Here is a 20,976-nt window from a genome sequence, read left to right as displayed (position 1 = left end):
GGAGAAATTATGTTTAAAGGAACAAGTGCATCCGCGGGAATTGGCATCGGAAAAGCTGTCAGCGTGGAAGAAGCGGAACTTAAGATCAGAAGGGAAGCTATCACAGATCCGGCGGCTGAAAAGATCCGCTTTCAGGCGGCTGCAAAGCAGGCCATGGAAGAAACCGATGCCTTGGCGAAGGATCTGGCAACAAAAGTGGGAGAAAAGGAAGCGGAGATTTTAAAGGGCCATTTATTACTTCTTTCTGATCCGATGCTGACAAGTGAGATCGAGAATACGATCGACGGGGAGAATGTCAACAGCGAATATGCCATTGAAAATGTATGCAACACCTATGCCGATATGTTTGCCTCTATGGGAGACGAGCTGATGCAGCAGAGAGCTACGGACATGAGGGATATTAAGACCCGTGTGCAGAAAATACTTATGGGGATCAACTCAGTGGATATTTCCGCCCTTCCGGAAGGAAGCGTGATCATTGCAAAAGACTTAACCCCATCCATGACAGCTGGTATTAATCCTGAGAAGGTAGTGGGAATTGTCACAGAGCTGGGAGGAAAGACTTCCCACAGTGCAATTCTTGCCAGAGCTTTGGAGATTCCTGCAGTGGTCGCGTTGGAGGGCTTTTTAAGCCAGGTATCCGACGGGGATGAGATCATACTGGATGGCTCAAAGGGATTTGTCATGGTGAATCCGGAAGAGTCGGTGAAGACAGAATATTCCGCAAAGAGAGAAGCGTTTTTAAAGGAAAAGAAGGAACTGGAGCAGTACATCGGAAGGCCTACGGTGACAAAGGATGGAGTTTCCATTGAACTGGTTGCCAATATCGGGAAGCCTGAGGATGTGGAAAAGGTCCTTCATTATGACGGGGAAGGAATCGGGCTTTTCCGTACGGAATTCTTATTTATGGACCGTACGTCTATGCCAACAGAGGACGAGCAGTTTGATGCCTACCGGAAGGTTGCGGTTGCCATGAACGGCAAGCCGGTGATCATCCGCACTCTGGATATCGGCGGAGATAAGGAAATCCCATACATGGGCCTTAAAAAGGATGAAAACCCATTCTTAGGATACCGTGCCATCCGGTTCTGCCTGGACCGGAAAGAAGACGTTTACAAGCCTCAGCTCCGGGCTCTTTTAAGAGCCAGTGCTTTCGGCAATATCCGCATCATGGTTCCCATGGTTACCTGTTTAGAAGAATACAGGGAAGCAAAGGCACTTGTTGAAGAGCTTAAGAAGGAACTGGATGAAAAGGGACTTGCCTATAAAAAGGATATTTTAGTGGGAATTATGGTGGAGACGGCTGCAGCTTCCCTGATGGCTGATGTATTTGCAAAGGAAGTGGATTTCTTCAGTATCGGAACCAATGACCTGACCCAGTACACCATGTCCGTGGACAGAGGAAACGATAAGGTATCTTATCTGTATTCCCCATTAAATCCCGCTGTTTTAAGAAGCATCCGTCATGTCATTGAATGCGGACGCAAGGAAGGGATCATGGTCGGCATGTGCGGAGAGGCTGCAAGCGACCCCATGCTCATTCCCTTGCTTTTAGCATTTGGTTTAAATGAATTCAGCATGAGTGCATCAGCGATCTTAAACGCCAGAAAGCTGATCACCGGCTACAGCACAAAAGAACTGCAGGCAGTGGCGGAAAAAGCTATGACTTATGCTACTGTAAAAGAAGTAGAAGATTACATGAGAGAGTTCATCAGCAATACATAATGGACTCGCAGAGAGGAAGGGCAGCTGCCGCCGGGGCGGCTGCTGCCTTTTCCGTAAAGTCTTTCTTCGCAGGAAGGGAGTGGAGTGAAATAAATACGATGAGCGTTTATTTAATCAGCTATGGGGCTTCTTATTTATTTGCAAGAGCGCAGGTTTACTGGCTGTCCGGTATTGTTTTAATGCTGGCAGCTCTTTTCCTGTACTGGCGGGATTACAGCAGAACCGAGAACATCATTCATTTAAGGGGCTTGTTTTCCCTGTTTTGGGTAGGAGGGGAAGGCATCGCCTGTTTAAAGCTTTCGGAGCTTTCCTTTGATTGGAATATTATTACGTGGCTCTGCTTTCTCGTAGCATTCCTGGGATTTTGGGTCACGTTTGAATTTATGGCAAAGCTGCAGGGAGAATCAGGGGGGCAGCGTTCCAGCTGGTTCAGCTTTAAAGGCTATGAAAAACCTCTTTTTCTGTCAATGGCTTTTGTCACTTTTGTATCCCTTGCCGGCTTTGTTGTTGAGGCGGCAGTGCTGGGGTTCATTCCCTTCTTTGTGAAAGGAGTGCCTCATGCTTACTCCACATTCCACATCACGGGGATTCACTATTTTACCGTATCCTGTGTCCTGGTGCCCGCCTTGTCAGTCCTTTATTTTTCCATTGAACAGGGGAGAAATGGCTTAAGGCTTGTACTGGCCGTTCTTATGGATGTTATCGCATGTGCGATTCCTGTTTTGTGTGTGTCCCGGTTCCAGCTGATTCTGGCTGTGGGATTAGCGGTCCTCACCTATATTGCAATGGAGCACAGGCTGAAAATCGCCTATGGAGTGGGTCTTATGATCGGCATGATCCCTATTTATGTGATTCTCACCATTGCCAGAGGCCATGATGTGTCTTATTTAAACGGCATTTTTCAGATGAAGAACAGTCAGATGCCCATATTCATCACCCAGCCTTATATGTACATTGCAAACAACTACGATAACTTTAACTGCCTGGTGGAGTGGCTTCCGTCCCATACTTTTGGCCTTCGGATGCTGTTCCCCCTATGGGCTCTTACAGGGCTTAAGTTCCTGGTTCCGGCACTTGTGGATTTTCCAATCTATGTGACAAAGGAGGAACTGACCACTGTCACCCTGTTTTATGATTCTTTTTATGATTTCGGCATTGTGGGCGTCCTGCTTTTTGGCTGCATTCTCGGTGCTGCCGGATTTTTCCTTATGCGGATGGCAAAGCGCACGAGAAATCCCATGGGCTATTTGTTTTACGCACAGTTTGCCATGTATATGATCCTTTCCTTTTTCACAACATGGTTCAGTAATCCTTCCACCTGGTTTTATTTTGGAATGACGGGGATTTTGTACGCTTTTTGCTCGTGGAAGAATGATGGAAGGCATGGATGAGTTTAAACGCTTATCCTGAAATAAACAACAGAACAGATGAAAAGAAGTTTTATTTTATAAAATAAGCAGCAGGCATAAGGAAAAACCTTAAAATGCCTGCTGCTTGTTTTATATGGTATGTAAATTGCGGTGGAAGCATTTTAAGAAACAGTGGTGTCTTCCTTCTCTTTCTTAGGCTGCGGCAAAGCAGGATTTTTTTTCTTTCTGCCCTTTCTGAGGAAGTAAGAAACGATCCCTGCGACAAGTACAATGGGAAGCCAAAAAGGTATGCTTATGATCACGCCGATTAAAGAGTTTGTCATCATGGTTTTCAAAGCTTGAAAATTATTAGTAAATCCTCTGCTGATGCGGGTAAGAGCTGATTCAGCAGCCACAGGAGTAAATATAGTCACTTCTCTTATTGTTAAATGGACCGTACTGTAATCCACCTGATTGTCGTAAAGTCTCAGCTGGGATTCCATGGATTCCATCTGATAGCGTATTTCGGAAAGCCGCTGCTGCAGGGTGATGACCGTGTCAACGGATTCCGCTTTTTCAAGGAATTCCCACAGCTTTTCCTGCTCGATTTCCAGGGATTTTTTCTTGCTTTCCAAATCGCTGTACTGCAGCGTGACATCCTGGGTGGATTCGGATTTATCTGTCACATTTCCGTTGGTTTCCACTGTGCTTATAAAGCTGTCGATCTGGTTCACTGGAATCCTGATGGTCATATTTGCAAACCTTGGGATCGGTTTTCCCCCGCTGTCTAAGCGGCTGCCTGACATATCGGACTGCTCCACATACCCGTCAAGCTGAGTGATTTTGGTCTGCAGTGAACTTACCAGGGTATCAAATGCATCTGTTTCCACGTTCATGGATATGTTCCGTATGAGCTTTCTTCCTGCCGGAAGCATTGGGCCGCTTCCTGTTTCACTTTCCAGTGATGCAGCAGCTTTTTCCTCTGTTACATTTTGCTGCTGGCTGTCTGCGCTTACCGAGACACTTGTCTCTGCCTGCATGGCTATCCCATAATCAGGTGCGGCACCCTGGATCATTGTCCCGGACTTGCCGGCACAGGCACTCAGACAGAGGACTGTCAAAAGAGACAGAGCGATTCCCCATGTCCTTTTTCTCATAAAACCCCTCCTTTTATCATCATATTTCCATAAATTATGTGATATCCTTAGAATAGCATGAGACCTGGACCATTTCAACTAAAGCGGGTAAGTTTAAGAAAAACTTATATATTTCCATAATCTTTTGCAGTTTCCGAAGGGGAAACGTGAAAGTGCTTTTTATAGGCCCTGAAAAACGTGGAGTAGTTTTTAAAGCCGCTGCCAAAGCAGGCCTCTGTAACCGGTATGCCGGTTTTTAAAAGATCTCTTGCCATGGCCAGGCGCTTTTCTGTGATATAGTCAAAAAGAGTATAGCCGGTTTCGGTCTTAAACAGGTGCATCAGGTGATAGCGGCTGATATAACAGGCCTCCGCAATATGGTCTACGGTTAACTCTTCCGTTAAGTGGCTGTTTATGTAGTCCATAATGCTTAAAATGCGCCGGTCAGCGGTAGAAGGAGGTAAGTATTGTACCCGGTTGGCCAGGGAAGCCCTGTTTAACTGGATCATGAATTCCAGAAAGACCACCTGACAGTATAAGTCTCCGGCATAGCCGTCATGGGTACAGGCGTATTCTAAATTTGCCAGTGTGCGGTATAAGTCGCTTTTCTCCATGGAATGGATCCGCAGGACATGGGAATGAAGTTCTCTTGATTTCTGGAAGCAGGTGCTTAGGTCATAGCTGTCAGAACGGTAAGCCAGTAAAAAGCCTGGGGAAAGATAGACGATGATCCGTTCATAGGGCACTGACGGATCGATATCAGGTTTGTGAATATCGTTATGGCGGACCAGAATGATGTCATAGGGTTTCAGTTTATAAGCACAGCCTTCGATCCGGTAGGTGACAGATCCCCGGATGAAGATGATGATTTTGTCAAAGTCATGATAGTGGTATTCAAAATCCTGTTTTTTTGTATCAATCAGATGAAACAGACGGAAGTCGCTGTTTAAATATCCACGCTTTTCGTAGTTGTCCATATTGATCTGATTCCTCCTTTTTACTGCCTTATATTATGAAAACAAAAGCGGTTTTCATAATCGGATGGACGGGCTGAAAAACAGCCCTTTTATCCTCACTTGCGTTGCAAGTTCGGATAAGCTATATAATACAACATTATTTGCAATAAAAAAAGCATTATATTGATAGAAATGATAAAAAGTGCTGTATATAATGGGTAGTATAGAACAAATGTGCAGGAACAGAGGGAAGACGGCAATGAAAATCGTTGTGTTAGCGGGCGGCTTCAGCCCGGAAAGAGAAGTTTCATTATCCTCAGGAGCCATGATCACAAACGCTCTGATGAAGAACGGTCATGAGGTTTACCTGCTGGATTCTTATTTGGGAGTGGCCGATGGGGAAGAGGTTTGTTTTGAAAGCCTGAAAGAAGGTACAGATCTTTCCAGGGAAATCGGCAAAGGTGTACCGGAGCTTGACCGCCTGGCAAAGGAGCGGAAGGGAAAAGGATATATTGGGAACAGGGTTATTGAAATCTGCAGGAAGGCAGACGTGGTATTTCTGGCCCTCCACGGAGGCGCAGGGGAAAACGGGCAAATACAGGCAGTTCTTGATGCCTATGGAATTTCCTATACAGGCACCGGTTATGAAGGCTGTTTAAAAGCCATGGATAAGCCTATGGCAAAACTGCTGATGAGGGAATCAGGCATATTGACACCGGACTGGCGCCTTTATACCAGAGGGGAACCTTTGGAACCATTTTCATTCCCCTGTGTGGTAAAACCATGCGGCTGCGGTTCCAGTGTGGGCGTTACCATGGCAGATGGGAAGGAACAATGGAAGCAGGCCCTTGATTCTGCCTTTGCTTATGAAGACCGGATACTGGCGGAAGTAAAAATTATAGGCAGGGAGTTTTCTGTTGGCATCCTGGGGGAGAGGGCCCTTCCTGCAATTGAGATCATACCGAAGGCGGGGTTCTATGATTATCAAAATAAGTACCAGGCGGGTATGACGGAGGAGATCTGTCCGGCGAAGCTGACGGCAAAAGAGGAAGAGGCCATGGGACAAATAGCCTTAAAGGTCCACCGGATTCTGGGGCTTGGTTATTATTCCAGGGTGGATTTCCTCATGGCGGAGAATGGAAGCATGTACTGTCTGGAGGCCAATACATTGCCGGGGATGACGCCTTTCAGCCTTCTTCCCCAGGAAGCTAAGGCCGCCGGAATTTCATATGAAGAATTATGTGAGGACATTGTAAGACATGGAATTACCCTGCAGGTATGCCCTGATGACCAAAAACGTGGGCAGTGAAGAGGAAAGGAGTTTTATCATGAATATCACTTTGGAAAAATATCACGGACTGGGAAATGATTATCTGATCTTTGACCCCAATAAAAATGAACTGGAGCTGACAGAGGAAAGCGTCCGCCTGATCTGCAACCGGAATTTTGGAGTGGGGTCTGACGGGCTTTTGGTAGGGCCGATCCTGGGCCAGGATAAGCTGGAGCTAAAGATTTTAAATCCTGATGGAAGCGAAGCGGAGTTAAGCGGAAACGGTGTACGGATCTTTGGAAAGTACTTAAAGGATGCCGGATACGTGCAGAAGAACCGCTTTATTGTCAACACATTAAGCGGACAGCAGACCATTCAGTACTTAAACGAAGATGGAACCAAAATAAAAGTTTCTATGGGAAAGCTGAGCTTTTACAGCGATGAAATTCCTGTGACAGGACCGAGGCGGGAGGTGCTTAATGAAACCATGATGTTTGGAAGCATCCCTTACCGGGTCACCTGTGTGACCATAGGAAATCCTCACTGCGTCATCTGGCTGAATGACATATCAAAGGAACTGGCCTGCCGGATCGGAAAGCATTCGGAGACAGCTGATTATTTCCCGGAAAAGATCAATACAGAGCTTTTAAGGGTGGTGGACAGGACCAATATAGAAATTGAGATTTACGAGCGGGGAGCCGGGTATACCCTGGCATCGGGGACCAGCGGCTGTGCTGCCGCAGGAGCGGCTTACCGCATGGGACTTACTGATCCTAAAATGTATGTGCACATGCCCGGAGGAGTGCTTGAGGTGGAGATTGAAAAGGATGGCGGCGTGCTGATGACAGGGGAAGTGGGCTATGTAGGAAGATTTATCCTTTCCCATGAGATGACGGAGCAGCTGCGGGCACTGCAGTAACAGAATATAACTTATCCAAACTTGCAAAGTGCTTTTTTACTTCCCATAATATAACAAATTGGCAATACGGGCATGACAGTCGGCCGTTAAACTGGAACAGGGAAGATGCCCTGTCTGAGGAAACGGGGATTGGAGTGCCTTTTGCATTTTTTTCTGTTTTCAGAGAGGGGCCTGAACTTGTTGACGGAAATAGAGTTTTCATACTATAATATTACAATAATTTATATGGTGCGTAGATAATGTAATGCAGGAGAGGCGGGAGTGTATGAATCGTATGTCGGATGAAAATGGAGAAGCCGGTATTTACATAGTTGACCAGAATTACAGGATCATTTATCTCAATGATGCGGCTAAGTCATATTATCCGGATTTAAAGGAAGGGATGTATTGTTATCAGGGGATTGGCAAAGGAATGGAGCCCTGCAAAGACTGTCCGGGTACAAGTCAAAAGTCCGAGCATGTGATATTTTATAATTCCGCTTTAAAGATGTGGCTGGATGTATCTTCCGGTGCCATTGACTGGCCAGGGAATGACGGGTGCAGGCTCATCCTGTTCCGGCCTGTTGATGAGAAGAATAAGAATCTTTTTTATCATCTGACAGACAACACCGTTTATGATGAATTGTTTGAATTGAATATTGCTGCAAATGCCTACAAGGTCCTGTTTTATCAGCAGGATAAGTTCAGGGTTCCGAGGACAGAAGGACGGCTGGATTCCATGTGCATGGAGGCGGCGGACCTTATAATCCACCCGGAAGACAGGACGAGATTTTTAGAATTCTGGGAAGCCTCCACTCTGCTGGACCGGCTTCACGCCAACGGAAGGATTATGAAAGGGGAATTCCGTAAGCTGCTTGTCAATGGAAACTATTGCTGGGCCAGAGTGATCGCAGTTTTGTTCCGGTGCGGGGACTGCGCAGACCCAATTATTATGTGCTATGTCCAGGACATTGACAGCAGGAAGAAAAAGGAAGAGGAAGAGCAGAAAAGGCTTCAGGAGAAGAGGGAAGAAACAGATTCCATGACAGGACTTTTCCGCTACGGCCCTTTTTTTGAGAAGGCAGAACAGCTTCTGGAGAAGAGTCCAAATGCAAAGTATGTTATGGTGGCTATTGATATTGAACATTTTAAGCTTTTTAACGAATGGTACGGGGAAGAGGAAGGGGACCGCTTCCTCATCAAGATCGGAAAGCATTTGAAATCCGTGGAGCTGCTGTATGACTCCATTGCAGGATATATGGGAGGTGATGATTTTGTCATTATCCTTCCGGAGGATATTTCCATACTGAAGAACCTGGAAAAGGAGATCAATAATTATGTCAGGCAGTATGGGGCAAATGCGGGATTTCTTCCGGCTTTCGGAATCTACCGGATCGAGGACCGCAGCCTTTCGGTCAGCATGATGTATGACAGGGCAGCGATCGCATTAAATTCCGTAAAGGGCAATTATGCCAGGCGCATAGGCTGGTATGATCCGGGCATGAAGCAAAAGATGGAAAAGGATCAGCTGCTTCTCTCGGAGATCCAGCGGGCTCTGGAAAAAAGAGAGTTTATTTTTTACGTCCAGCCCCAGTGCAATATGCTTACCGGAAAGATCATTGGTCTGGAATCCTTAGTCAGATGGCAGCACCCCCTCCGGGGACTTATTTCTCCCGGAGAGTTTATCCCTTTACTGGAACAGAACGGGTTTATCACTTATCTGGATATTTATATCTGGGAGATGGTATGCAGGCAGCTGAGCGCCTGGATCAAGGAAGGAAAGAAGCTGATCCCTTTTTCGGTGAACATGTCCCGCATGGATATCTATGCCATTGATGTGGTGGAAAAATTCAAGGAACTGGTGAGTAAATACGGGATTGACCCCAAATACCTGGAAATTGAGATCACGGAAAGCGCTTATGCGGAGGATGACGATAAGATCCGGAGAGTTCTGGAAGATTTACGCAAGGCGGGCTTTCCGGTTTTCATGGATGACTTTGGAAGCGGTTATTCTTCCCTTAACATGCTTAAGGATGTCAATGTGGATGTGATTAAGATCGATACCAAATTTCTGGATATGAATGAAAACAGCCAGAGCCGCGGAATGGGAATTCTGGAGACCATCGTAAGAATGGCAAGGGTCATGCAGATGAAGATCATTGCCGAAGGGGTTGAAAGAAAGGAACAGGTGGACTTTTTAAGGAGCATCGGCTGCATTTACGGACAGGGATATTATTATTACAAGCCTCTTCCGGTGAAAGAGGCAGAGCTTCTTTTAATGCAGGAGGGAAATGTGGATTACAGCGGAATCCAGACCCGGCCGCCCGGTCAGCTGAAGCTTGAGGATCTGTTTAATGAGAACATCACCAGCGAAGCCATGTTAAATAACATGCTGGGGGCCATCGCCTTGTACGAGGTGTATGAGGACCGGTGTGAGGTGCTTCGTGTAAACCAGGAATATTACCGCATCACAGGTGATAATCCGGCTGATATGGAAGAACGCAGATGGTTTCTTCTGAACAAGGTATATAAAGATGACAGGGACTGGGTCCTGAATATTTTTGAAAATGCATACAGCAATCCCCTCCGGGGAGGAGAGGGTATTTTCCGGCAGTACCGACCGGGCGGTGAACTGATGTGGGTACATCTGCGGGTGTTCTTTTTAAGAGAGCAGGATGAGCGCCGCCTGTACTATGGATCGATGAGAGATGCCACAGAGCAGATGGAGCAGCGTCAGAAGCTGAAGGATTCCCAGAAAATCCTGGGAGATGTATTAAGGCTTTCCGGCAGAAACCTTTCCTTTGAAAACATTGCCCAGGAAAATGAGTGGGCAGCCGGTGCCATATTTGCCCAGATAGCTCCAGGCGTGCTCCTTGGTGTTTACTGTGAAAAGGGGCTGCCCTTGTATTTTGTAAACAATGAGCTGCTCCGTCTTCTGGAATATGATACTTACGAGGTGTTTTCAAGGGCAGTGGAAGGAAAGATCGCAAATCTCATTCACCCGGAGGATTTAAAGCGGATACAGGAATCTATTTTCCGCTATATATCCCCGGGCATGGAATATGCCTTCCGTCACCGCATAAAAAAGCGGGATGGGAGCTGGCTGTGGGTCATGACAAAAAGCCGTGTGGTCCAGGCTGAAGATGGAAGGCTGGCAGTTGTGAACGTTTGTATGGATATCAGTGACACTCTTTTGACACAGAAAAAGCTGCAGGATACCAATGAGGTCCTTCAATTAAAAAATGATGAACTGGAATTTTTAGGCTCCGGAATGCCGGGAGGGTATTTCCGGTGTAAAAGATCGGAACATATGGAGCTGATTTATACCAGCCTCCGTTTTCTGGAAATTGTGGATTATTCAAAAGAGGAATTGGAAGAACGGTTTGGCAATCAGTTTATGGCCATGATCCATCCGGAAGACCGTGAAAAGGTCTATGAGCTTACGACGGCCTTAAAGCCGGAGGAAAACTTAAGAGGTGTGGAATTCCGGGTTCTTTCAAAGAATGGTTATATCTGGATTTTATGCCATTCCAAGCTGTCGGTGAAAGCAGACGGAAGCTTTTTATACGGAGTGATGCTTCACATCGATGAGATCGTGGAGCTGCGCAGGCAGATCGAATGCAGCAGGAAGATGTTAAATCAGATGGAGCGCATGACATTGGGAGTGTCTGATTCCATAAAGGGACTTCCTGACCGTGAGGCTGCCGCTTCCATGGTGGAGGCTTATCTGGTCCGCCGCCGTTTCCAGCCTTCGGCTCTGATCCTGTTTGAAATTTGGGGACCGGAAGGGGAAGATGAGGAAAGCTGTAAGGCGGGAATGCCGTTTTTTGCATCCTATATGGAATGTCTGAAACATTTTTTCAGGGAAGATGATATCATCTGCTTAAGCGGCGTATATGAGGCAATGGTGCTGTGCAAAAATATCCGGAAAAATGATATGGAAAATAAGCTGAAGCGGGTGACAGGGGCTTTGTCCCGGGAACTCGCAGGAGAAGACGGAGAGGTCCGGTACCGGATCAACGCCGCCTTTGTTATGATAGAGGTACAGGATAAGGATTTTTCAGTCTGCTGCGACAAGGTCAGAGAAGCTCTTTTGGAAGCAAGGCAGGTTTCTAAAGAGAGAAGTGTGAAATACGAATAGACCGCTTCCGGCACTTGTGATATAATCCTCATAAAACTGTTTCAGGATGAAGGATGCTTACAGGCATACCACAATGCCCAAAAAATGTGGGCAATAACAAGGAAAGGGATAAAATTATGATAGCAGACAAGATGAGACCCCTTGTAAAGAACAATTCCGCCATTCGTGCCATGTTTGAGGAAGGAAAGAAGATGGCTGCAGTGTATGGCAGGGAAAATGTCTATGATTTCAGCCTTGGTAATCCCAATGTGCCGGCCCCTCCGGCGGTGAACCAGGCCATTCTGGACATTATCAGGGAAGAGGAAACCACTTTAATCCATGGATACATGAGCAACGCAGGATTTGAAGAGACAAGAGCCGCGGTCGCCCAGTCCTTAAACAGGCGGTTTGGAACTCATTTTCGTCTGGAAAATATTCTTATGACCGTTGGAGCTGCCAGCGGGATGAACGTAATATTAAAAACAATACTGGATCCCGGCGATGAGGTGCTGGTGTTTGCACCTTATTTTATGGAATACGGTTCTTATGTCCGGAATTACGACGGCGTGCTTGCGGTGGTGCCTCCGGATCAATCCAGTTTTCAGCCTGATTTAGAGGAATTTGAAAAGAGGATCACTCCTAAGACAAAGGCAGTGATCATCAACACCCCCAATAATCCTACAGGAGTGGTCTATTCCGCGGAGACTCTGCACAAAATCGCAGCTATCCTTTTAAAAAAGGAAGAGGAGCTTGGAATCCAGATCCTGCTGATTTCTGATGAACCTTACCGGGAGCTGGCCTATGATGGGATAGAAGTACCCTATGTCACCCCGTTTTACCACAATACCGTTGTCTGCTATTCCTACAGTAAATCCTTATCCCTGCCTGGAGAACGGATCGGATATCTGGTGATTCCTGATGAGGTGGAGGATTCCGGAAAGGTCATAGCTGCCGCTGCCATTGCAAACCGTGTGCTTGGCTGCGTCAATGCCCCTTCTCTCATGCAGCGGGTGATCGTGCGCTGTGTGGATGAACAGGTAAACCTGGAAGCATATAACAGGAACAGGGAGCTTCTTTACGGCAGTTTAAAGGAATATGGTTTTGAATGCATCAAACCGGAAGGAGCCTTTTATTTATTTGTGAAGGCTCCGGCAGATGATAAGGAATTCTGTCAGGCCTGCAAGGCGCACCGGGTGCTTTTGGTCCCTGGAACCTCCTTTGCATGTCCGGGATATGTGAGGATCGCCTATTGCGTGTCCTATGAGCAGATCCAGCGCTCTTTGCCTGCATTTAAGCAAATTGCGGAAGAGTACGGCCTTACAGGAAAAAGGGAGGAAAAGCAATGAGACCATGGGAAGCCAACATCAGAAGGGTTGCCCCCTATGTGCCGGGAGAGCAGCCAAAGGGAGAAAAGTTAGTTAAGTTAAATACCAATGAAAACCCATATCCGCCGGCTCCCGGCGTTCAGCAGGCATTGGATCAGATGGACTGTGACCTGTTCCGCAAATATCCGGATCCGGCTGCAACGGTCCTGATTAAGGCCCTTTCAAAAGCTTATCAGGTGGATGAGGACAGAATCTTTGTGGGAGTTGGCTCTGATGATGTGATCGCAGTCGCTTTTATGACCTTTTTTAATTCCAGTAAACCCCTACTGTTTCCTGATGTGAGCTATTCCTTTTACAAGGTCTGGGCGGATTTATTCAGGATTCCATATGAAACTCCTGCACTTGACGAAGAATTTCGTATCAGGAAGGAAGATTATTACAGGGAAAATGGGGGAATCATATTTCCAAACCCCAATGCACCTACCGGCCTTCTTATGTCTCTTTCCCAGGTAGAAGATATCATAGCTCATAACCAGGAGTCTGTGGTGATCGTAGATGAAGCTTACATTGATTTCGGCGGGGAAAGTGCCATAAGCCTGACTGAAAAATACGAAAATCTTCTGGTGGTTCAGACCTTCAGCAAATCACGCTCCATGGCTGGAATGAGAATCGGCTGCGCTTTCGGCCATCCGGACTTAATCAGCAGGCTGAACGATGTAAAGTATTCCTTTAATTCCTACACCATGAACATCCCTTCCCTGATTTTAGGTGCAAAAGCACTTGAGGATGGCAGATATTTTAAGGAGACCCTTGAAAAGATCATAAACACAAGAGAATATGCCAAGAAACGGCTTGGAGAACTGGGATTTTCATTCCCGGATTCCATGGCAAACTTTATCTTTGCATCTCATAAGGACCGAAAGGCAGAGGAGATTTATAAGGCTCTCCGGGAAAACAATATTTTTGTCCGGTACTTTAAGCTGCCAAGGATAGACAATCACTTGCGCATTTCCATAGGGACGGATGAGGAGATGGAGAAGCTTTACGGTTTTTTGAAAGAATATCTTTAGAATTTATTCATTTGTCAGGAAGGCCTTTGGGGAGTATCATATAAGCAGGTGATTAAAATGGAACAAGTTAAAAAATATTGCAGACTGTTTCTCAATATTGTTATACCGATTTTATTTTTATATTTAATTTGCGTGTGGGGGCCAAGGCTTTTAAATTTCTTCCTCCCCTTTGTCATCGGCTGGATCATTGCGGTCATTGCAAATCCTTTGGTGCGTTTTCTGGAAAAGCGTTTGAAGATCGTAAGGAAGCACAGCTCCGTGATGATTGTGGTGGCAGTACTGGCCCTTATTATAACTGTGCTTTATTTCCTGATCTCTAAGCTGATTGCCGAAGCGGCAGGTTTTGCAGGAGATATTCCAAAGTATTATGAGTCCGCCTGGATCGAGATCCAGAAGCTGCTATTGCAGGTGGAAGGGCTTTTGCAGTTTCTGCCTGAGAACATTCAGGTGTCCGTAAACCAGTTTTTTACCCATATAGGCGAATATTTAAATGTAATGGTCCAGAAAATTGCTTCTCCTACGGTGACCGTGGCGGGAAATGTGGTAAAGAGCATTCCGGCTGCTTTGGTTTATACCATTGTGACGATTTTTTCCTCCTACTTATTTATTGTGGACAGGGATAAGATCATGGAAGTGGTTCACCGGTACATCCCCAATGGGGGGACCAAGTATTTTCAGTATTTAAAAAAGGACGCAAAGCGTCTGGTGGGCGGTTACTTCCTTGCCCAGTTCAAGATCATGTTCATTATTGCCGCAGTATTGGCAGCCGGATTTCTGGTACTGGGAGTGAATTATGCCCTGCTTCTTGCAGTTATCATAGCAATTCTTGACTTTCTTCCGATATTGGGGACCGGCACCATTCTGATCCCATGGGCTGTCATCCGCCTTGTTGCAGGTGAATATGCCTTTGGCTTTGGCCTGGTGATCATCTATGTTCTGACTTTGGTGTTAAGGCAGGTCATCCAGCCCAAGATCGTAGGCGACACCATGGGCCTGGATCCTCTTATGACACTGCTGTTTTTATACCTTGGATTTAAAATAAGCGGGATCGCCGGCATGATTTTAGCGGTGCCCATTGGCATGCTGTTTTTAAATTTATATGAATTCGGAGCCTTTGATTCCTTTATTGACAGCGTGAAAACATTGATTCATGATATTAATGACTTCCGCAAAAGACGGGACTAATTTGGTTCAGCCATTGATGGCGGGAAAGAGGAGAATATGAAAAAGAATACAAAACTGAGAGTGGCTTTATGCCTTGTAGCCGGTCTCATGACTTTAAAAGCCACGGCAGCGCCTGCCACCGGGTTTTCTGCGGAGGCGTGGAAACTGGAAAACGGACAATATGTGGATGCCTCCGGCAGCCCCATTGCAGGAGCGCTGGCAAAGGGAATTACGGTAACAAAGTATCAGAACCGCCAGAATGCGGAAAACGGAGGGATCGACTGGAAGAAGGTGGCTCAGGACGGAGTGTCCTTTGCCATGGTACGCATCGGATATCTCAATGACAGGGATCCCTATTACTCCATAAATATGGAGGGCGCAGCGGCAGGCGGGCTAAAGACCGGAGTATTTTTTTATACCCAGGCCCTTGATACCCAGACTGCAGTGGAGGAAGCCAAATATGTGCTTCGGATGGTAAAGGATTACCCGATTTCCTATCCCATCGCATATGATGTGGAATCCCAGCACCTTCTTGACAATCATTTATCAAAGCAGCAGATTACGGATAATATCAATGCATTCTGCAAGACCATTTCCGATGCAGGATACCGTCCAATCGTCTATGCCAATAACAAATGGCTGTCCAATTACATTGATATTGAACAGATCCCATATGATGTATGGTATGCCAGATACGGAACCGTCAACAATTATAAGAACCGTACCATTTGGCAGTGTACGGACCAGGGAAGAGTGGATGGGATCGACGGAGACGTGACCATTGAACTTTCCTTTGCAGATTACGGCGCTCTGATCCCTTCGGAAGGGTGGAAAACCATTGACGGAAATAAATATTATACAAAGAATTATGTAAAACAGACCGGCTGGGTCCAGGTGGGAGACATCTGGTATTATCTGGATTCCAATGGCATCATGGTTCATGATACCGCCATGGATATTGACGGAGTTTCCTATACCTTTGGCTCTGACGGAGCCATGGTCCAGTGACCGGATTAACGGAGTTTTGACGTGAAGACAGAAAATAATTTAGATACGGATCAAATCAGGGGCCTGGTATGGAGGCTGGCAATTCCCTCCATGCTGGCCCAGTTTGTCAGTGTTTTTTACAGCATTGTAGACCGGATGTACATAGGAAACATCGCAGGAACAGGGGAGATCGCATTGGCAGGGGTAGGAATCTGCGGCCCTATTGTGACCATGATCTCTTCTGTAGCATTTTTAGTGGGTGTGGGAGGGTCTCCTTTAATGAGCATCCGCTTGGGAGAGAAAAACCAGAGGGCGGCCAGCCAGATACTGGCAAACTGTTTTATGCTCTTAACAATCTTATCGGTGGTGATCACTGTTATTTCCTTTATGGTAAAAGAAAAGCTTTTGATGTGGTTTGGTGCCAGCGAGGCCGCATTTCCTTATGCCAATGATTACATTACCATATGCCTGCTGGGCACCGTCTTTGCGCTTTTGTCCACAGGGATGAATCAGTTCATCATCTGCCAGGGATTTGCAAAGACCGGAATGAAGTCAGTGCTTCTGGGGGCCGTATGCAATATCGTGCTGGACCCGGTGTTTATGTTTGTTTTTGGCCTGGGAGTCCGGGGAGCAGCGATCGCCACAGTGCTGTCTCAGATGGCTTCCTGCGCTTATGTGCTTAAGTTCCTGTTTGGAGACAAGCCGCCCATCCGGATCACCTTCGGCAATTATGACTGGCAGGTCATGAAACGTGTCCTGATGCTGGGCCTAAGCCCATTTCTCATCATTGCATTTGATAATGTTTTAATAATATCCTTAAATATGGTGATCCGGCGTTACGGCGGAGAGAGCCAGGGAGACATGCTTCTTACCTGCATGACCATTGTACAGAGCTTTATGCTCATGGTCACCATGCCTCTTGGAGGGATCACCGGAGGGACCCAGACCATACTTGGTTATAATTTCGGAGCGGGAAGGCCTGACCGGATCAAAAAGGCAGGCTTTTATATTTCAGGTCTGGCCCTTGGGTTTACCACCATTATGTTTATTCTGGCTCATACGGTTCCCCATTACTTTGTCCGCATTTTTACCCAGAATGAGGCTTATGTGGAACTGACGGTGTGGGCCATTAAGATATACACCATGGGTATCATACCTCTTGCGCTGCAGTATGCGGTTGTAGACGGGTTTGTGGGAATGGGAGTCGCAAAGGTGGCCATTTCCCTTTCCATGTTCCGGAAGGTGATATTTTTAGGGGGTGCAGTCCTTATTCCGGTGTGGTTTGGGATAGAAAAGATATTTTATACGGAGCCGGTTTCGGATTTTATCAGTGTTGTGGTGTCGCTGACCGTGACTTTATTAACCTTTGAACAGGTCATAAAGGGAAGCGGAAAGCCGGCCTTTGACCCAAAAGTTCGCTGCGGCCATCATGGGAAAATAGTTCATTGAGCCCTTAAGAAAGACCGGGGAGCGGACGGAATTTAAAGATTCCGTCCGCTCCCCGGTCTTTTTGCTAGGTTTAAGAACCGGTTGACTGATAACGGGACAGTCCGAAGTTCCATAAAAGTCCGGCAGGGACAAGAAAGAAACAGGCGGCCAGAGGAAGAAGGCTGTACCATGGATTGGAGGTTCTGCCTGTGAGATATAAAAAGGGATAATACTGAAACAGGGCAAATGGAACCAGGTAGGTACAGATTGTCAAAAGGGTTTTTCCATAAATGCCGATGGGATATTTTCCATACTCTCTGGCTCCGTCAGTGAACACATTCATGAATTCCAGGCCTTCCAGGGTAAAAAAGCATATGGAGGCAAAGATTAAGTAAATGGCTGCAAATACCGCCACACCGCCTGTGACCATGAGGACGACAGTAAAGGCCCGGACAGGGTTCCAGTCAATGGAACTGAACCGCAGGCCGTATACGAGCATGACTGCAGCCTGCAAAAGCCGTCCGATCCTGGTTAAATCGATCTTGCTGCACAGGACCAGAAACAGACAGTTTCTGGGTTTTAAGAGGATTCGGTCAAATTCTCCGTTGCCTATGATGGTCTCAAAGGTGTCCAGGCTCCGGAAGATGGCCTCAGCTATGGTAAAAGCCATGAGCGTAATGGAAAAACAAAGGAGAACCTCCCCATAGGAAAATCCCTTTACTTCCTTAAAACGGTCCATCATAAAAAGGACTCCAAGAAATATGTTAAAGGATATTAAAAACTGCCCTATGATGGTTAAAAAGAAGGAGGTTTTATGCTGCATCATGCTCTTTAAATGCATGAGCAGATATTTTTCGTATAACCGGATGGAATTCATGTTATGCCTCCTTTCAACCGCCCTGGAACACAACGCGTTTTAAAGCATTGCGTTCCATGATCCGTCCAATGATGAGAAACATCGCCAGCCAGAATACCTGTACGAAAAGGCTTGCATACATGTCCTGCCCTTTTAAATCACCGCCGAAGATCCGGAAGGGGACATTCTGGGCCGAGGCAAAGGGCAGAAGGTTCACAAACTCCCTGATTCCGTCAGGCAGAAATGGAAGAGGGATGACCGAGCCGCTTAAAAACTCCGAAAGGGAGGTGACGATCAGCTTGATCCCCTGGGAGGAAATGGTGTAAAAAACAGACATATACACGATCATGCCAAAGGCAACCACAAAAAGAAACCCCAGGGTCATGGACAAAAGGGTGAAAAACCATGTATGAAAGCTTCCTGGAAGAGCAAGGCCGTAAGGGGCCGGCAGAAGCCAGGCAAAGAGCAGAATGGGCATGCACCGAAGGACTGCTTTGGAAAGGCGGACGGCCAGACCTCTGGCAAACCACATGTTGTAAAGGCGGACAGGGCGGCATAGTTCATAGGCCACGTTTCCTGTTGTAATGGAATCAAACAGCTCAGACTCCCAGAACCAGGTCATGTAAAGGGCCAGAAAGGCCTGCTGAAGCCATACGTAGGTGGAAAGTGCCTGAAATTCCATGGGAAAGCTTTCAGGAGCAGCTTCATAAAATGCCCGGAATAAAAGGATCTCCATGGTTCCCCATACAAACTGGGTGACCATGCCGGAAAGGGCTGCCGCACGGTATTGAAGCCCATGGATAAAACGGATGCGGAAAAAGGACCAGTATTTTTTCATGGCTTCTCCTCCTATATCCGGTAATCCCGGTAAAGGGCGGCAATGATCTCATCCAGTGTGGCATCTTCCCTGGGACGGTGGGATTTTAAGTCCGAAAGAGCGCCGTCTAAAAGCAGCCGTCCTTTTCCGATCAGGAGGACCCTGTCTGCCAGAGCATCGATGTCCTGCATATCATGGGTGGTAAGAAGGACAGTGGTTTTGTGCTTATGGTTCTGCTTTCGGATGAAGTCCCGGACTGCAAGCTTGGATACTGCATCTAGGCCAATGGTTGGTTCATCCAGAAACAGGATCTTTGGTCTGTGGAGAAGGGAAGCAGCAATCTCGCAGCGCATCCGCTGGCCTAAAGATAAGTTCCTGGCCGGTGTGCGCAAAAGCTCTCCCAGGGACAAAAGTTCTGTCAGCTCGTCCAGGGTTTCCTGGTATTGGTTTGTGGGGATTTCGTAGATGTCGCGGAGCAGTTCAAAGGAATCCAGAATGGGGACATCCCACCAAAGCTGGGTGCGCTGGCCGAAGACAACGCCAATATCCTTTACATGTGCCTTGCGTTCCTTCCATGGGACCCGGCCATTGATCAGGCAGGTGCCGTTATCCGGTGTAAGGATTCCGCTTAGAATTTTGATGGTGGAGCTTTTTCCTGCGCCGTTGGGGCCGATATAGCCTACCATTTCTCCGTCTCCTATGATAAAGGAGATGTCGGAAAGGGCGTGGATGGTTTCCACCTCTTTGCGAAAAAGGGCCTTGACTGCTTTTGAAAAGCCGGCACTTCTTCTTGCGACCTTGAAGGTCTTGTTCATGTGTTCCACTTGAATCATAAAAGTTCCTCCTGGTAGTAATATTTGTGAACCCGTTCTTTCCGGCAGCGGACAGTTCTTTCGTAAGAAAGAAATCTGTCATAACTGGTCAGAGGATCCCAATATCTTGCCAAGCGGTGAGCGCCATTCGGTAAACCGATGGAAACGCTGCTCTCCGGAATCAGAAAATTTCTCTTTCCGGGGACTCTACCGTGGTATCAATATTCTCTTTTCCTGAATGTGAGATGTGAAATTAGAATGGAAAAGGAATTTAAGTCTACCACCACTGGGGCAGGCTGTCAAGTGAACAAAAAAGCGGTTGACATTTTATGAAAAAGTGATAATATAAACATATGAACAATTATTCATATAATAATGGTGAGATTAAGGAGGTACCCAATGGAGCAGGACAGCAAAAGAAATATTCAGGACTGTGAAATCGACCAGTGCGATTTTATCTGTGTTCATGAAACTGTTGTAAGTCAGGTGCTAAAGGCCATGCCCCAGGATCAGGAGCTTCTTGATCTGGCAGATTTCTTCAAAATATTTGGTGATGCTACCAGGATAAAGATCCTCTATGTACTAAGCCAGTCAGAGATGTGTGTATGTGATATTGCAAATCTTTTAAAAATGGGTCAGTCAGCTATTTCCCACCAGCTCCGGGTGCTGAAGCAGATGCGCCTGGTGAAGTTCCGCAGAGAGGGAAAGACCGTATTTTATTCCCTGGCTGACGGCCACATCGAGACCATCCTGGCTCAGGGGATGGAGCATATCAATGAGTGATGAAGACAGGAATAAAAAATAAAAAAGGAGAGAAACTGTTATGAAGAAGATTGTCAAGCTGGAAGGCTTGTGCTGCGCCAACTGTGCGGCCAGGATTGAAGAAGAGGTAAAGAAATTAGATGGTGTGGAAAGCGCGTCCGTAAGCTTTATGACCCAGAGGATGACCATGGAAATCGAAGACGGCAAGTCGGTTGAAATCATGGAAGCAGCCAAAAAGATCTCATACAAGATTGAGCCTGAAGCAGAATTTAAGGTGCTTCGGTAAGGCAGGGGAGCAGCG

The 20,976-nt window shown here is 46.7% G+C and carries 17 protein-coding genes; 12 read left to right on the top strand and 5 right to left on the bottom strand.

Annotated features, from left to right (window positions below; translation table 11 throughout):
• Window positions 1-9: 9 nt before the first annotated feature.
• Window positions 10-1,725, top strand: a complete 1,716-nt coding sequence (gene ptsP, locus K401_RS0130505; RefSeq protein ID WP_024296517.1) for a phosphoenolpyruvate--protein phosphotransferase — start codon at window positions 10-12, stop codon at window positions 1,723-1,725.
• Between the two features lie 98 nt (window positions 1,726-1,823).
• The gene (locus tag K401_RS0130500) at window positions 1,824-3,116 is read left to right on the top strand and encodes an O-antigen polymerase (protein ID WP_024296516.1); all 1,293 of its coding nucleotides are present in this window, start codon (window positions 1,824-1,826) and stop codon (window positions 3,114-3,116) included.
• Between the two features lie 140 nt (window positions 3,117-3,256).
• On the opposite strand, the gene K401_RS0130495 is transcribed toward K401_RS0130500, so the two are convergent.
• A complete protein-coding gene (locus tag K401_RS0130495) occupies window positions 3,257-4,231 on the bottom strand; it encodes a DUF4349 domain-containing protein (protein ID WP_024296515.1) in 975 nt (324 codons plus the stop codon).
• Window positions 4,232-4,335: 104 nt separating this feature from the next.
• Window positions 4,336-5,187: an AraC family transcriptional regulator gene (locus K401_RS0130490; protein ID WP_024296514.1), complete on the bottom strand. Its 852-nt coding sequence runs from the start codon at window positions 5,185-5,187 to the stop codon at window positions 4,336-4,338.
• Between the two features lie 238 nt (window positions 5,188-5,425).
• Between K401_RS0130490 and K401_RS0130485 the strand changes: the two genes are divergently transcribed.
• From K401_RS0130485 to K401_RS0130450, 8 genes are all read left to right on the top strand, one after another.
• Window positions 5,426-6,475, top strand: a complete 1,050-nt coding sequence (locus tag K401_RS0130485) for a D-alanine--D-alanine ligase family protein (protein ID WP_024296513.1) — start codon at window positions 5,426-5,428, stop codon at window positions 6,473-6,475.
• Window positions 6,476-6,494: 19 nt separating this feature from the next.
• Window positions 6,495-7,355 (top strand): diaminopimelate epimerase, encoded by an 861-nt coding sequence (dapF, locus tag K401_RS0130480; protein ID WP_024296512.1) that lies wholly within the window; start codon window positions 6,495-6,497, stop codon window positions 7,353-7,355.
• Between the two features lie 265 nt (window positions 7,356-7,620).
• Window positions 7,621-11,475 carry an EAL domain-containing protein gene (locus K401_RS0130475; protein WP_024296511.1) on the top strand — a complete coding sequence of 1,285 codons (3,855 nt, stop codon included), beginning with the start codon at window positions 7,621-7,623 and terminating at the stop codon, window positions 11,473-11,475.
• A gap of 116 nt (window positions 11,476-11,591) precedes the next feature.
• The gene (locus K401_RS0130470) at window positions 11,592-12,800 is read left to right on the top strand and encodes a pyridoxal phosphate-dependent aminotransferase (protein WP_024296510.1); all 1,209 of its coding nucleotides are present in this window, start codon (window positions 11,592-11,594) and stop codon (window positions 12,798-12,800) included.
• Window positions 12,797-13,849, top strand: a complete 1,053-nt coding sequence (gene hisC / locus K401_RS0130465; RefSeq protein WP_024296509.1) for a histidinol-phosphate transaminase — start codon at window positions 12,797-12,799, stop codon at window positions 13,847-13,849. Before K401_RS0130470 ends, hisC begins: the two co-directional genes overlap by 4 nt.
• A 57-nt stretch (window positions 13,850-13,906) precedes the next feature.
• On the top strand, window positions 13,907-15,034 hold the full coding sequence (ytvI, locus tag K401_RS0130460) for a sporulation integral membrane protein YtvI (protein ID WP_024296508.1): 1,128 nt from the start codon (window positions 13,907-13,909) through the stop codon (window positions 15,032-15,034).
• 36 nt (window positions 15,035-15,070) lie between these two features.
• A complete protein-coding gene (locus K401_RS0130455) occupies window positions 15,071-16,021 on the top strand; it encodes a glycoside hydrolase family 25 protein (protein WP_024296507.1) in 951 nt (316 codons plus the stop codon).
• Window positions 16,022-16,042: 21 nt separating this feature from the next.
• On the top strand, window positions 16,043-17,449 hold the full coding sequence (locus K401_RS0130450) for an MATE family efflux transporter (protein ID WP_024296506.1): 1,407 nt from the start codon (window positions 16,043-16,045) through the stop codon (window positions 17,447-17,449).
• A gap of 70 nt (window positions 17,450-17,519) precedes the next feature.
• Here the strand turns inward: K401_RS0130450 and K401_RS0130445 are convergent, their stop codons facing one another.
• From K401_RS0130445 to K401_RS0130435, 3 genes are read right to left on the bottom strand one after another with little or no spacing between them, the layout of a single operon-like run.
• On the bottom strand, window positions 17,520-18,305 hold the full coding sequence (locus tag K401_RS0130445; protein WP_024296505.1) for an ABC transporter permease: 786 nt from the start codon (window positions 18,303-18,305) through the stop codon (window positions 17,520-17,522).
• A 13-nt stretch (window positions 18,306-18,318) separates the two neighbouring features.
• Window positions 18,319-19,122 carry an ABC transporter permease gene (locus tag K401_RS0130440; protein ID WP_024296504.1) on the bottom strand — a complete coding sequence of 268 codons (804 nt, stop codon included), beginning with the start codon at window positions 19,120-19,122 and terminating at the stop codon, window positions 18,319-18,321.
• 11 nt (window positions 19,123-19,133) lie between these two features.
• The gene (locus K401_RS0130435; RefSeq protein WP_024296503.1) at window positions 19,134-19,934 is read right to left on the bottom strand and encodes an ABC transporter ATP-binding protein; all 801 of its coding nucleotides are present in this window, start codon (window positions 19,932-19,934) and stop codon (window positions 19,134-19,136) included.
• Window positions 19,935-20,312: 378 nt separating this feature from the next.
• On the opposite strand from K401_RS0130435, the gene K401_RS0130430 reads away from it, so the two are divergent.
• Complete coding sequence (locus K401_RS0130430; RefSeq protein WP_024296502.1) at window positions 20,313-20,696, top strand: ArsR/SmtB family transcription factor; 384 nt, start codon at window positions 20,313-20,315, stop codon at window positions 20,694-20,696.
• A gap of 40 nt (window positions 20,697-20,736) precedes the next feature.
• Window positions 20,737-20,961, top strand: coding sequence for a cation transporter (locus tag K401_RS0130425; RefSeq protein WP_024296501.1), 225 nt, complete (start codon window positions 20,737-20,739; stop codon window positions 20,959-20,961).
• Window positions 20,962-20,976: the final 15 nt, after the last annotated feature.

It is taken from the genome of Lacrimispora indolis DSM 755 (assembly GCF_000526995.1).
In the GTDB taxonomy this organism is placed as follows: domain Bacteria; phylum Bacillota; class Clostridia; order Lachnospirales; family Lachnospiraceae; genus Lacrimispora; species Lacrimispora indolis.
Note: the sequence above shows the minus strand (reverse complement) of the source record. Positions and strands in the feature narration are given on the sequence as shown.